At 62.5% G+C, this 14,415-nt stretch carries 9 protein-coding genes; 1 reads left to right on the top strand and 8 read right to left on the bottom strand.

From position 1 onward, the window contains the following. Nucleotides 1-196 precede the first annotated feature (196 nt). A complete protein-coding gene (locus ABD819_RS16990; RefSeq protein WP_345126193.1) occupies nt 197-826 on the bottom strand; it encodes a flavin reductase family protein in 630 nt (209 codons plus the stop codon). Between the two features lie 151 nt (nt 827-977). On the opposite strand from ABD819_RS16990, the gene ABD819_RS16985 reads away from it, so the two are divergent. After that, nucleotides 978-2,435: a M20 family peptidase gene (locus ABD819_RS16985; RefSeq protein ID WP_345126192.1), complete on the top strand. Its 1,458-nt coding sequence runs from the start codon at nt 978-980 to the stop codon at nt 2,433-2,435. 143 nt (nt 2,436-2,578) lie between these two features. On the opposite strand, the gene ABD819_RS16980 is transcribed toward ABD819_RS16985, so the two are convergent. The 7 genes from ABD819_RS16980 to ABD819_RS16950 form a co-directional block, all read right to left on the bottom strand. Then, the gene (locus tag ABD819_RS16980; RefSeq protein WP_345126190.1) at nt 2,579-4,075 is read right to left on the bottom strand and encodes a M28 family peptidase; all 1,497 of its coding nucleotides are present in this window, start codon (nt 4,073-4,075) and stop codon (nt 2,579-2,581) included. Between the two features lie 23 nt (nt 4,076-4,098). Beyond that, a complete protein-coding gene (locus tag ABD819_RS16975; RefSeq protein WP_345126189.1) occupies nt 4,099-5,496 on the bottom strand; it encodes a POT family MFS transporter in 1,398 nt (465 codons plus the stop codon). A gap of 228 nt (nt 5,497-5,724) precedes the next feature. After that, the gene (locus tag ABD819_RS16970; protein WP_345126187.1) at nt 5,725-7,983 is read right to left on the bottom strand and encodes a M3 family metallopeptidase; all 2,259 of its coding nucleotides are present in this window, start codon (nt 7,981-7,983) and stop codon (nt 5,725-5,727) included. A 265-nt stretch (nt 7,984-8,248) separates the two neighbouring features. Further along, nucleotides 8,249-10,033 (bottom strand): DUF885 domain-containing protein, encoded by a 1,785-nt coding sequence (locus ABD819_RS16965; protein WP_345126186.1) that lies wholly within the window; start codon nt 10,031-10,033, stop codon nt 8,249-8,251. Between the two features lie 180 nt (nt 10,034-10,213). Next, nucleotides 10,214-12,034 (bottom strand): DUF885 domain-containing protein, encoded by a 1,821-nt coding sequence (locus ABD819_RS16960; RefSeq protein ID WP_345126185.1) that lies wholly within the window; start codon nt 12,032-12,034, stop codon nt 10,214-10,216. A 313-nt stretch (nt 12,035-12,347) separates the two neighbouring features. Then, nucleotides 12,348-12,899: a hypothetical protein gene (locus tag ABD819_RS16955; protein ID WP_345126183.1), complete on the bottom strand. Its 552-nt coding sequence runs from the start codon at nt 12,897-12,899 to the stop codon at nt 12,348-12,350. A gap of 120 nt (nt 12,900-13,019) precedes the next feature. Beyond that, a complete protein-coding gene (locus tag ABD819_RS16950; protein ID WP_345126181.1) occupies nt 13,020-14,087 on the bottom strand; it encodes a T9SS type A sorting domain-containing protein in 1,068 nt (355 codons plus the stop codon). Between the last annotated feature and the right edge of the window lie 328 nt (nt 14,088-14,415).

Raw genomic sequence — 14,415 nt, 5'->3', positions numbered from 1 at the left:
ACTTCACCCACCACGGCCAATTTAAAGGGCAAACTGTAGTCGCGCTGACTACGCCGCACACGCGGCTCAAACTCAGTTTTCATGACATCTTTTGGGAAAGCTGTCAACCTATTTCCGGCCCCGACACTATAACTGAAAAGGCCCGCTACTGCGTTAGTAGCGGGCCTTTTCGCGTTCGTATGGCGGCACCTTGCCGCTATTGCGCCACCGGCGGCTGCCCCACCCGGGCGTAGCCGAAGCGCACCGGCGGCAGCACGGCGTGGTAGCCATCGAGGCCCGAGATGCTGGCGCTGCCCAGCGCCACGAGGTCAAGCGTCCCGTCGTCGCGCAGGCCGTCTTCGCGCAGGTACACGTGCTCCACGGTGCCCACCAGCAGCACGGTGCCGTTGCTGATGTGGTGCTCCTCCAGCAGCCGCAGGCCAATGCTGAGCGGGCTTTCGGCTACGTAGGGCGCGGGAAAGTTGTCGCGGTACACGGCCGTGAAGCCGCATTCGTCAAACTCCGATACGTTGTCGGGAAAATTGGCGGAGGTGTAGTGCGCCTGGGCGGCCAGGGCCTCGGGCACGTGGTTGAGGGTGTAGCAGCCGCTGGCTTTCAGGTTGGCGTAGGTGTGGCGGGGCACGGTGGTGGGCCGCGTCACGAGGCCCAGCAATGCCGGGTCGGAACCCAGGTGCAGGGCCGAGCTGAACACGGCCAGGTTGGTCGCGCCGTCGGGGGCGGCGGTGCCCACCAGGTTGGCGGGCTTGAAGCCGGGCAGGCCATTGACGAGGTTGAGGCGGTAAAGTTTGTCGAAGGCCTGGATGTCGGCGGCGGTGAGGTGGCGCATGGAATGGGAGCGGGGAGTGGGAAGCAGGATAAAGGGCAGGGGCAATACCGCCGGGCCGGGCAATTGTTCGGGCGGGGTAGCGGTAGTACCGCGCAACGCGGTTTGGGCCCTACCTTGGCGACATCTTTTCAACCTGATTTTCTGCAAATACATGCGCTTCTTTTTACGCCTGCTGGGGCTGGGGGTTCTACTACTGCTGGTGGTGCTGGTGGTTAATACCCTGCGGCTGCCCTCGCACCAGCTGGGGGCGGTGCCGGCCGCGCCGGCCGTGCCGGTTGCAGATTCAGCCCTGGCCCGCCTGGCGGGGGCGGTGCGTATTCCCACCGTTTCCACCACCGACTTCGCCCAGACCGATACGGCCCAGTTCGGGCGTTTCGGCCGCTACCTGCGTCAGGCGTTTCCGCAGGTTTTTGCCCAGCTCAAGCTCGAAAAATTCAACCAATACGGCCTGCTCTTCACTTGGCCCGGCACCAACCCGGCCCTGAAGCCCGTGCTGCTGCTGGGCCACTACGACGTGGTGCCCGTGCTGCCCGGCACCGCCGGCAAGTGGGCCCGGCCGCCCTTCGCCGGCGCGCAGGCCGACGGCTACCTCTACGGCCGCGGCACCCTCGATGACAAAGCCAGCGTGCTCGCCCAACTTGAGTCCGTGGAGTACCTACTCGGCACCGGCTACAAGCCCACGCGCACCGTGCTGCTGGCCTTCGGGCAGGATGAGGAAAGCTCAGGCCAGCGCGGGGCCAGGGTAATTTCGGCCGAGCTGGCCCGGCGTGGAACCCGGTGTGAATACGTACTCGACGAAGGCGGCTTGGTGAAAACCGACGGCGTGGCCGGTCTCAAAAAAGCCGTGGCGCTAGTAGGCATCAGCGAAAAAGGCTACCTCACCCTGGAGCTCACGGCCACCGGCCAGGGCGGCCACTCCTCCATGCCCCCGGCCCAGACGAGCATCGGGGCAGTGGCGGCCGCCGTGGTGAAACTGGAGCAGCACTCCTTCCCGGCCCGACTGGAGGGCGGCGACGACCACCTGCTTGATTACCTGGCCTCGGAAGTGCCGCTGGGCCTGCGGCTGGTATTCGCCAACCGCTGGCTGTTCGGGGGCATCATCAAGAAAATTCTGGCCGCCACGCCCTCCGGCAACGCCACGCTGCGCACTACCATCGCGCCCACCATCTTCCGGGCCGGGGCTAAAGACAACGTGCTGCCGATTGACGCCACAGCTACCGTCAACTTCCGCCTGCTGCTCGGCGACTCGGTGGCCGGCGTGGTGCGCGAGGTGTGCCGCATTATCGATGACGAAAAAATCAGCATCAAGGTACTGCCCAACGCCAGCGCGCCCTCGCCGATATCGGACCCCGCCGCGCCGGCGTTTCAGCGGCTGCACCGCACCATTCGTAGCGTGTTTCCGGCGGCCATTGTGGCCCCCTACGTTGTGGTGGGCACCACCGACGCGCGCCAATACGCCGCCCTCAGCCCCAACGTGTACCGCTTCCTACCCGCGCAGATGAACCAGGAAGCCATCGAGAGCATGCACGGCAACAACGAGCGCATGCCCGTGGCGAACTACCCGAAAATGGTGCAGTTCTACGCCGCCCTCATTCGCAACAGCCAATAGCGCGGCTCCACCGGTCAGACCGCCCTAGGCGGTTTCACCGGTTTTTGGGGAGGGCGATGCCGTTGGCAGGGAGTCGCGGTTGTCAATCGGTGGTCCTTCAACCGGTCAGACCGCCTAGGGCGGTCAGACCGGGGAAGCGGGCTCTACCGCTCCAGCTTGAAGCCGGGCTCCCGCGCCGGCGGGGCGGTGCGGTTGGCCACGGCCCAGCCGGTGAGGTACATCCACGTAGTCATGCGCGTCAGCTTGGCGTAGTCGATGCGGGCGGCCTCATCGCGGGGCGTGTGATAGTCAACGTGCAGCAGCGAGGTGTACATAATTGCCGGGATGCCGAGGCGCGCATACGGCAGGTGGTCGGAGCGGAAGTACCAGCCTTCGGGGTGGGTGGGCTTGTCCCACTCGGTATCGAGCTTGAACTTAGGGCCGGCCTGGTTGGCGGCCAGCGCGGTTTTCACGAGGTCGGAAGAGTTCAGGTGAGGCGGGGTGGAGCCCAGCAGGGCGGCGCTGTCGGGGGCGTTGCGGCCCATCATCTCAGCGTTTAGCACGGCCACGATGGACGATTGCGGCACCGTGGGGTGGGCCGAAAAATACGTTGAGCCAATGAGGCCGCGTTCCTCCGCACCCTGGTACACGAACAGGGCCGAGCGGCGGCCCGGCTGCTGCTTAAACGCCCGCATGATGGCCAGCAGGGCCGCGCAGCCGGTGGCGTTATCGTCGGCCCCGTTATAAATCGAGTCGCCGGCTATGGGCGCGCGCACGCCGTCGTGGTCCTGGTGGGTGCTGAAGAGGACGTACTCTTTTTTCAGCTGCGCGTCGGTGCCGGGCATCTTGGCCACGATATTCACCGATGGGTACTGGAAGCTCTCCACCTTCAGCTCGGTGCTGAATTGCTGACCGGCCTGCTGCACCCAGCTGGCGGCACTGGCGGGCAGCCACACCACCGGCGGCGTGCTCAATACCCTGGTGCTGGCCGCGCCGGGCAGGCTGTAGCGGCCGCGCTCAAAAACGTGGCTCCAGTGGTCGTAGAGGTCCTGTTGCTTGGCATCCGACACGAACACCACGGCCACCGCGCCAGCCTTCACCAGTTCGCCGGCCTGCCCGGCAAACTTGCCAAACACGTAGCGCCGGTAGCTGATGCCATCGGTGGGCGCACCGGCAATCTGCACCGCCACGGCCTTGCCCTTGATGTCGACTTTGGCCAGCTCGGCCGGTGAGCCGGTGCCCACGAACACGAGCGGGGCGTTCACGCTGGCGTTGGTGGGGGCCGTTACCAAACCATCCTCATTCAGCTTGATTTCATGGGTGCCGATGCGCAGCGTGCTGCTTTTGTTTAGCCGGGTGCGCTGCAGGTTGAACCACTGGAAGTAGGTGCCGTCGTCGCCAGCCGGCAGCATGCCGGTGGCCCGAATCTGGTCGGCGAGCCACACCGAGGCTTTCAGCTCATCGAGCGTGCCGCCCTCGCGGCCCCGGTACTTATCGCTGGCCAGCGCAAACAGGTCGCGCTTAATGTCGGATTCGCGAATGGCGGCTGCGGCGTTGGTGGCTTTGGCAGCGGGTTTTTTTTGGGCCGAGGCGGCCAGGGGAGCGGCCAGCGCCAGGCCCGCCAGCAGCAGGCCACGAGCAGAACGGGATAGGGTCATCATTAAAAATTAGATGGAATGAACGGCTAAGCTAACAAGGGTTCAACGGGTTCGAGCCCGACGTACGTTTTTTCCTTCAGCCGCGAGGCGACGAGGGCAAACAGGGCCACGTTCACGGCCATCAGCCCCACAAAAAACCAGTAGTAGCTCGCGCCCTGAAACCGGGCGAAAAAGCCGCCCGCCGCAATGCTGCCACTCATCAAAGCCAGAAAGAAATTGCCGCCCGCGATGGTGAGCAGCCACAGCGACGTCACCAGGCTCTTGATGCCCGGTGGCGAGTGCGTGTAGGCGTACTCCAGCCCCGTAACGGCCACCATGAGCGTGCCGCCCGCCACCACAAAATACGCCAGTACCTGCCACCACACCGAGGGGCTGCCCCCGGTATCGAGCCCGTGCTGGACGCCGGCAATAATCACCATTGAGCTGGCCAGAATCACCATGCCCGCGCCCATGCGCCGCAGCGGCGTAGCCCGAATCCCGCGCCGCTCCAGCGCCGGGTAGATGCGGTAGGTGAGCAGCGGATTCAGCCCAATGCCGAACACAATGCCCAGAATCTGAATCTGTTCGGGCCGCGGGGCGTAGCCGGGCCACAGCTCCCGGTTGAGGTGGGCCGCCTGCAGTACCCACTCGCTCACGCTTTGGTCGTAGAGCGCCCACACCACGGGGATGAAGACGAACACCGCGCCCACCCGGCGCAGGGCGGCGCGGCTCTCGCCCGGCCCCAGGGTTTCGCGTAGGCCGCGCAGCAAGCCGGTGGGGGGCACACGCACGTAATGCCGCCGGCCCAGCCAGAAGGTGAGGGCCGCCGCGCCCATCAGCAAACCCGGCACGCCGAAGGCCACGGCAGGCCCGTAGCGGGCGTATAGTTCGGGAATAAAGGCCGTGGACAAGGCCGCGCCCACATCAATGGCCAGCTGAAACCAGCCGTAGGCCTTGGGCAGCAGGTGGGCATTGGCCCGCGAGAACTGGTCCCCCAGGTTGGCCGTCACGCTCGATTTGATGCCGCCCATGCCCACGGCCACCACCAGCAGGCCCAGCCGGAAGCCGTTTAAATCATCGACAAAAGCGGCCAGCAGCGCGTGCCCCACGCAGTACAGCAGCGAGAGGTAGAGAATAACGCGGTACTTGCCCAGCACCCAATCGGCGAGCAACGCGCCCAGCACCGGCAGCGCATAGCCCAGCGCCGCGAAGGAATGCACGAAATCGTTGGCTTGGGCCTCGGCCACCACCGTCAGAGCCGCGCTGTGCGTGGGGTTGAAGAACTGCGCCACCAGAAACGTGGGCAGAATGGCCCGCATGCCATAATAGCTGAACCGCTCGGCCACTTCATTGCCGATGATGAAGGGCACGGCGCGGGGGAAGCGGGCAGATGCGGCAGTGACAGGGGAAGCTTGAGTTGCGGCAGCGGCGGCAGAAGGCGTCATGAGGAAAAACCGAAAATAAGGAACGTCATGCCAAGCGTAGCCGAGGCAACTCGCGTGCAATAGTAAAAAGGAAGAATTAAAAACCTGACTTACAAATTTTTAATTCTTCCTTTTTACTTCCTTTGAAAACTGTGCACTGACCCTGAAACCGCCCTTGGCGGTCCGACCGGTTTAAGTCACAACGATTTCATCCTCACGACGACCGGTCGGACCGGACCGTTTTAGCGGCTACTTGCGGCGCACCGGCACCTTGGGCGGCACCTCAACCGGCTTGCCGGGCCCCAGCTTGCCGCCGGTTTTGGCACCGGCCATGGGGAAGCCGCGCTTCTTCATCAGGGCGTCAATCCTGGGGTCGCGGCCGCGGAAGGCGCGGTAGCCGGCGGCGGGGTCAATGGTGTTGCCCACCGTGAAGACGTTTTTGCGCAGCCGGGCGGCCACGGCCTTGTCGTAGGGCCCACCGGCTTCGGTGAACGCGCTGAAGGCATCGGCCGCCAGCACCACCGACCACAGGTAGGAGTAGTAGCCGGCCGAGTAGCCATCCGAAGAGAAAACGTGCGAGAATTGCGGCGTACGGTGGCGCATCACCAGCTCGGAGGGCATGCCCATTTGGGCCAGGGTTTCGCGCTCGAACTTATCGGGGTCAATCTGCTGGGTGCCGGCCAGGTGCAGCTTCATGTCGATGAGGGCGCTGGAAATGGCCTCGGTGGTTTCAAATCCCTGGTTGAAGGTGCTGGCCTTGTTGATGCGGTCGACCAAGGCCTGCGGAATGGGCTTGCCGGTCTGGTAGTGCAGGGCAAACTGGTTGAGCACTTCCGGCGTGGCCAGCCAGTTTTCGAGCACCTGCGACGGGAATTCCACGTAGTCGCGCACCACGCTGGTGCCCGAGAGCGTGGGGTACGTCACGTTGCTCGACAGCCCGTGCAGGGCGTGGCCAAACTCGTGAAACAGCGTCGTGGCGTCGGTCCAGGAGATGAGCACGGGCTCGCCTTCCTTGCCCTTCACGAAGTTGGAGTTGTTCGATACGATGGTCATCACGGCCTTGCCATCCATGCGCTCCTGGTTGCGGTAGGCATTCATCCAGGCCCCCGAGTTTTTGCCCGGCCGGGCGTAGGGGTCGAAGTACCAGAGGCCAATCTGCTTGCCGGTGGTTTTGTCGTTTACCTGCCACGCCTTCACATCGGGGTGGTACACGGGCACGTCGGTCACGGGCACAAAGGCGAAGTTGAACAGCTCGCCGGCCATCCAGAACATGCCCTCGCGCATCTTGTCGAGCTGCAGGTACTGCTTCACCTCGTTCTGGTCGAGGTCGTAGCGGGCCTTGCGCACTTTTTCGGCGTAGTAGCGGTAGTCCCAGGGCTCAATTTTGAAGTTGGCCGGAGCTCCTTCCTTTTTGGCCAGAGCCAGCATATCGGCCACTTCTTCTTTCACGCGGGCCACGCCGGGCTTCCACACCTGCTCCATGAGCTTCATGGCGGCTTCGGGCGTTTTGGCCATCGTGTTGTCGAGGCGCAGGTGGGCGTGGGTGGCGTAGCCCAGCAGTTTGGCGCGCTCGGCCCGCAGCTGCAGAATTTCGGTAATAATGGCGTTGTTGTCGTGCGCGCCGCCGTTGTCGCCGCGGTTCGTGAACATGCGCCAGGCCTTTTCGCGCAATCCGCGCTGGTCGGAATAGGTCAGGAACGGGTCGATGCTGGAACGGGTGTTGGTGATGACACCCGCCGCCGCAATCTTGCGGGTGCCGGCTGTGGCCTTGGCCGCGTCGCGCAGCGAAGCCGACAGCCCGCCCAGGTCCTTATCGGTTTTCAGCACCAGTACCGAGTCGGCCTCGTCAGTCAGCACGTTCTGCGAGAAGTTGGTGAAAAGCCCGGCCAGCTGCTGGTTAATTTGCGAGAGCCGCGCTTTGGCCGTGGCATCGAGCCTGGCGCCGGAGCGCACAAATTCCTTGTAGCGCACTTCCACCAGCCGCTGCTGCTCGGGCGTGAGCTTCTTGGTAGCGGGCGCATTATACACCGCCTCAATGCGCTTGAACAGCGCCGAGTTCTGCGAAATCTGGTCGTAGAAACCCGCCAGCTTGGGGGCCATCTCCGTTTCCACGGCGCTGAATGCCGCGTCGTTCAGCGTGCTGCTCCAGATGTCGTAAGCCGTCGATACGCGGGTGAGGGTCTGGCCACTGCGCTCCAGCGCCGCAATGGTATTGTCGAAAGTAGGAGCCTGCGAGTTGTTGGCAATGGCGGCGATTTCGGCCAGGTTCTCAGCCATGGCCACTTCCAGCGCGGGCTTAAAGTCGGCCACTTTTATCTTGTCGAACGCCGGCACGCCGCCGTGGGCACCGGCCCAGGGCGCAAGCAGCGGCGACTGGTCGGCGCGAGCCGTGGCCGTCGCGGCGGGAGCAGGTTGTTGGGCCACAGCAGGGGTGGGAATCAGGGTGAAGGCCAGGCCGAGCGTGGCCAGGAAACCGGCCAACCGGCGGGGGGAAGGAGAGAGCGTCATACGCATAGGTGGGATTTTTATAGCAGTTTCCGAGTCAGTGTACATTTTTGAAAACAGTTAAAAGTTGAGAGTTAAAAGTTAAAACCCAATACGTCTGATTTTTAACTCTCAACTTTTAACTCTGTATATGGACTTGGAAACTGCTGTAGGAGGAAATTGGAGTAGTTTCAGGGTCAGTGTGCATTTGTAATTAAGGCAGAAACAGCTCTAGGTAAGCGCCGGCTGACAAACGCCGCTTCGCCTCAAAAGTCCCCGCCGACCCGCCTTACCGCTGGCGGGCCGCCCAGGCGTCTATGCGGCGCTCCAGAATGGCCAGGGGCATGGAGCCGCCGGCCAGAATTTCGTCGTGAAAAGCCCGCAGGTTGAACTTCAGGCCGAGCTGCTTCTCATAGCGCGTGCGCAGCTCGCGCAGCTTCAGGGCCCCGGTTTTGTAGGCCAGGGCCTGGCCGGGCAGCGCCATGTAGCGCTCTATTTCGGCGGTGGCGGCCTGCTCGCTGATGGGCTCGTTGGCCATCATGTAGTCGATGGCCTGCTCGCGGCTCATGCCCTTGGCGTGGATGCCCACATCCACCACCAGGCGGAGGGCGCGGTGCATCTCATCGCCCAGTGCGCCAATGCGTTGGTAGGGGTCGGTGTACAGGCCCAGCTCTTTGCCCAGGCTTTCGCAGTACAGGGCCCAGCCCTCGCTGAAGGCCGGGTAAGAGGCAAAGCGCCGGAACTTGGGCAGGCTGGTGTTTTCCTGCTGCAACGACAGCTGGTAGTGGTGCCCCGGAATGGCTTCGTGCAGAAACAACGACTCCATGCCCGAGGTGACGTTGAACTTGGTAGCGTCCAGAATCGGCACGTAGAAGATACCCGGGCGCGAGCCGTCGGGCGTGCCACGGTTGTACTCGGCCGAGGCCGTGGCGGCACGGAAGGCTTCGGTCTGTCGGATTTCAAACGGCGACTTTGGGGCCTGGCCAAACAGCCGGGGCAGCTTGGGCGCGATGCGGGCCTGAATGCCCCGGAAGGCGTTCAACACCTCCTCCGGCGACTTGTAGGGCGTGTATTTGCTGTTGGAAGTGAGCGAGTTGAAGAAGCCGCTCAGGCTGCCCTTATAGCCGGCCTGCTTTTTCACGGCCTCCATCTCGGCCCGAATGCGCTTTACCTCCGCCAGGCCGGTTTGGTAGATGGCCTCCGGCGGTCGGTCGGTGGTGGTCATCAGGCGCACGTCGTAGCGGTACATTTCGGCCCCACCGGGCACATCGGCCAGGCCGGAGGTGCCGCGGGCCTGGGGCAGGTACTCGGTTTGCAGGAATTCGGCCAGCTTGCGGTACGTGGGCACCAGCTGCGTGGCAATGGTCTGTTGGTAAGCGGCGGTGAGGCGGGCGCGGTCAGCTTCCGAAAAACTGGCCGGCAGGCGCGTAATAGGCCCGTAAAACAGACTCCTGGTGGCGTCGGCGGTGACCTGGGCCTGCAGCTGGGGCACCATTTTCAGCACCAGGCTGCGGGGCAGCACCACGGAAGTACGCATGCCCTGCCGGAAGTTACCGATGGCCGAGTCGGCCCACACCGGGAACCGGCCCACCCGGGCCAGCCAGTTGTCGTAGTCCTTCACCGTGCGGAAGGGTTGCGCGCCCGTGCCCGCGCCCAGCTGCCCCAGCGTGGTGGGCAGGCTGTAAAACTGCGCGAACGGCATCATCCACGTATTCAGCCGCAGGCCCTCCAGGCGGCTGCGCATTTCGTACTGAAAGATGTCGTAGCTGAGCTTGTCGTCGGCCCGGAGGCGGGCGCGGTCAATGTTGAGCAGGTCGTTGAGGTAGCGGCGGTAGAAGCGCACCTGCTGCTGGCGGAAGGCGCGGGTCTGGTCGTTGGGCAGGCGGTCGTTGTAGCGGTTGTCGCCCTGGGAAGTAGCCATCAGCGGAAACAAACGGGCCCGGCCTTCCCAATAATCGTTGAACAAGCCCGTCAGGAGCGTCGAGGAAGTAGAGTTGCCGGGCGATAGCTGGGCTCCGGCCGGGTAGGCCGCCAGGCACCAGGCGGACAGCAAAATAGTAAAAAAACGCGTCATCAACCGTTGAATAAGCGGGCAAGCTACATAAATAGGCGTAGAATTCCTCGTTTTTATGCCAAAAAACCCCGCGCCGGAATAATCCGGGCGGGGTTTTTGGCAGCTATACCCATTACAGAATGCTTTGCGTCTCTACATCATTCTCGCAATCCGCTTCGTGATTAGTATATATCCGACTGCTTATTGCTTCGCCGCCCAGGCATCCATTTTCTTCTCCAGCACCGCCAGCGGCATCGAGCCATCCTTCAGCAGCTCGTCGTGGAAGTTGCTGAGGTTGAACTTGCTGCCGAGCTGCTTCTCGTATTTGGCGCGCAGCTCCCGGATTTTGAGCTGACCGATTTTGTAGCCCAGGGCCTGGCCCGGAATGGCCATGTAGCGCTCGATGGCCGAGGTGGCCTCGTCGGGCGTGGTGCTCAGGTTGGCCAGCAGGTAGGCAATGGCCTGCTCGCGGGTCATCTGGCGCGAGTGCAGGCCGGTGTCCACCACCAGGCGCACGGCGCGCAGCATCTCGTCGCCCATGGCCCCCATGCGCTGGTACGGGTCTTTAAACAGGCCCAGCTCCGGCCCGAGGCTTTCCGAATACAGCGCCCAGCCCTCTACATAAGCATTCTGGCCGCCGAAGCGCCGGAACTTGGGCAGACCGGTGCTTTCCTGCTGCAGCGAAATCTGGTAGTGGTGGCCCGGAATGGCCTCGTGCAGAAACAGCGACTCCATGCCCGAGGTGGTGGCAAACTTGGTGGCGTCCGGAATCGGCACGTAGAAAATGCCCGGCCGCGTGCCGTCCGGCGACCCCTGGTTGTACTCGGCCGAGGCCGAGGCTTCGCGAAACTTCTCCGTTTCGCGAATCTCAAACGGCGTTTTGGGCGTGCGGCCGAACATCTTCTGCAGGTTGGGCAGCATCCGCTGGTGGATGTTTTCGAAGGCGGCCAGCACTTCCTCCGGCTTCTTGTAGGGTCGGAATTTCGCGTCGGTGTTCAGGTATTTGAAGAAAGCCGGCAGGTCGCCCTTAAAGCCGACTTCGGTTTTGATGGCCTCCATCTGGGCCCGGATGCGGGCCACTTCGCTCAAACCGGTCTGGTAGATTTCGGCCGGCGTCTTGTCGGTCGTCGTCTCGTATTTCACGTCGTAGGCGTAAATCTCCTTGCCGCCGGGCACGGCGTCGATGCCGCTCGTGGCGCGGGCCTTGGGCAGGTACTCGGTTTGCATAAACGTGCCCAGCTTCTGGTAAGCGGGCACCAGCTCCGTTAGAATGGCCTTTTTATAGGCCTCCGTGAGCCGGGTTTTATCCGCCGCCGAAAAATCCTGGGGCAGGCGGGTAATGGGGCCGTAGTACAGGCTCTGGGTGGGGTCGGTTACTACGATGTCCTTGGCCAGCAGCTGGGGTATCATGCGCTGCACCAGCACCTTGGGCAGCACCACGCCGGTGCGCAGGCCCACCCGGAAGTTGGCGATGGCCGAGTCGGTCCAGCCCGTGAAGCCGCGCACCCGGCCCAGCCAGTTTTCGTAGTCCTTCACCGTTTTGAAGGGCTGGTTGCCCTGGCCCGCGCCGTACTGGCCCAGCGAGATGGGCAGGCCGTAGAACTGGTTGGCCGGCATCATCCAGGAGTTGAGCTTGAGCCCGGCCAGGCCGTGGTTCATCTCGTACTCGAAGATGTCGTAGCTGATTTTATCGTTGTCGTTGAGCTTCTCACGGTCAAACTTTTGCAGCTTATCGAGGTAGCCCTGGTAGAACACGCGCATGGTGTCGCGGAAGGCGCGGGTCTGGTTGTTGGGCAGCTGGTTGTTGTAGCGGTTGTCGCCATACGCCGTGGCCGAGAGCGGGTCGAGGCGCGACTGCTGCTCCCAGTAGCTGGTGAACAGGCCCGGCAGGCCCGAGGTCGAGTCGGCGGCCGCCCCGGTTTCGTTATTGGCACCGGAGGTAGCGGTTTCGGTGGTTTTGGTCTGGTTGCAGGCCGTGGTGAGCGCGGCCGCGACAAGGCCGGCCAGGGCAAGTTTTTTCATGAGCGGGGTTGAATGTGCCGCAAGCTACGAAACGGCAGGCTCCCCTCCTTACCAAGGAGGGGATGCTGACGCGAAGCGGCAGCTGGGGTGGTTGGTGGCGTTGCGCGAGCTTCGTTCACAGTCGTTGCCAAACAGTGTTCATTAGGTGGTTAGCCAAATTAATTTAACGCTTTCTTATTAGTAATGTATTGAAAGTCATTTTATTGTGGTTTTAATACTGACTGCTTGCTTAACATCCGTTCAACGCCACAACCACCCCAATCAACCCTTTGGCTTGATGTCCCCTCCTTGGTAAGGAGGGGAGTTGGCGCGCTTACCGCCGCTGGGCCAGCCGGGCCACCGCCAGCCGAGCCAGCTCCGGCGCAATCCGCTCGCGCGCCCGGTCCTTCACGCGGCGCGGCATGCCGATAACCAGCGTGCGGTCGGGCAGCTGCACGTACAAATCGCCGTGGTCGTCATCGTAATACGCCTCGCGGCCCAGCCCCGTAACGGGCACCATGTTGCGGCGGCGCAAGTCGTTGCCGGCCCGGGCAATCTGAAACGCGGCGGCCGGCCGAAACGACACCAGCACCACGGCATCGGGGCTGGCGGGTTGGTTGGCTTCCACGAAGCGGCAGGCCTCGCCTTGGGTCTGCTGCCGCACCGCCCGGCCGGTGAGCGCCGCCACCTCGCCGGGCGTGAGCAGGCCGCAGGCTTCGGTGGGCAGCGTGGCCGTGGTGTCGAGCGGCACGGCCGTGGCGAGGCCCTGGCCCCCGCTGGCTTGCTCGAGAGGCGCGCCGCTGCTGCAGGCCCCCAGGTATAAAGCGCCAGCCAACACGGCTGCATGCGCCCGTACGGCGCGGAGGAAAAAAGACGGATTGAACATGGCGATAGGAGCGAAGAAGAGACCGGTACCCAAGCTATTACGAGTAAACACCAAAAAAGCCCGGCCGTCCGCTAACGGAAGGCCGGGCTTTGAGGCACAAGCTGTAAAATGCGGGAGGCGTTATTCGCGCACCAGGCGCTGGGTGGTGCGGCCCGCTTCCCCGGTGAGCTCCAGGAAGAAGGTGCCTTTCGCGAGCTTCGACAGGTCCAGTTGGTCGTTGCCGGTGGCCTGGCCGCTGAGCAGGGTTTGCCCAATGGTGTTGAGAAGGCGGTAGCGCACGTCTCCTAATGCAGCCGGCAGCGTCACAATGCCCGCGCTGGGGTTGGGGTATACGGCTAGTTCGGCCCGCAGCTGCACGGCCACTACCGGCGAGTAGGCGGTGGTGCCATCGGTATCAACCTGACGCAGGCGGTAGTAGGAGCGGCCGGCGAGCGGGCGGCTGTCCACGAGCGTGTAGGCGTGAGTGCTGCTGGTATTGCCCTGCCCTTTCACCGTGCCTACGGTCTCGAACGCTTCGCCAGTGGCGCTGCGCTGGACTTCGAAACGGTCGCTGTTTTTCTCGCTGGCGGTAGCCCAGTCCACGGTCACGCCCTGGCCTTTGGCCGTGGCCGCGAAACGGGTGAGCTCGACGGGCAGGGGGGAGTCTGAGGAAATGATAACGTTGCTGATGAGCACGATAGACCTTCTGGCTGCACTGATGGTGATGGTCACACCCACGGTTGTTCTGGTAGTGAAATTTGGCAGATTGACGGTGAAGTTAGCAATGCTACCTGCGTTTGGATTTTGGGACGTAGCAATTGTCCCCTGCGTAACTGTGTTGGGAGTGGCATAAGAACCGGAGGCAGAAGCGCCTTGACCAATGGCGAATTTAGGAGCGGCATTGCTGTTAGGGCCAAGGATTGTCAAGGCCGTAACCGGCGCCCCACCGTTCAGCGACACGCCTACCCGCACGCTGTTATTATTATCGAAACCAAACTGCCCTTCCTGGCCCAGCTGGAAAGTTACCTCGTTGCCAGTGGAGCCTGCCTGGAATACCTGGTCGGCAAAAACTACCGGAATAACATTAGCGGTAGTGCTGGCATTCTGGTCAGATACGCCAAAAGCCCCGAAGCCGGGCTGCGTAAAATTAGGGGTGAAGTAGCCGGCTGCTCCGGAGTTGGTCGCGCTGGCGGCAGTAGATGAGGTCACATAGGTGCTTGGCGTAGGCACGGCACCCGAAAAATCCTGGCTTTTTTTGGTAAGGCTCTGGGCAGAAGATTCCTGAGTCCCAAACACGGTTAAGGCAATAATAAAGAGTTTTGGCGACGCAGAAAAAAGGTGGTTGAGGATAAAAGAATTCATTGCTTGAATTTGGTTTTAAAAATCGTGAAACGCGTTTTGACTTCGCTAATTTACATTGGTTATTGCAAGAATTAAACATTTTTTAACAAAATATTAGATAATTAATACTTATTCAGTCAGATATGGCGATTTTACTTGGATGCGTTCAAAACCCGGAAAAACATTTCAACCTGAT

This window comes from Hymenobacter antarcticus (genome assembly GCF_039539545.1).
Lineage (GTDB): Bacteria > Bacteroidota > Bacteroidia > Cytophagales > Hymenobacteraceae > Hymenobacter > Hymenobacter antarcticus.
Note: the sequence above shows the minus strand (reverse complement) of the source record. Positions and strands in the feature narration are given on the sequence as shown.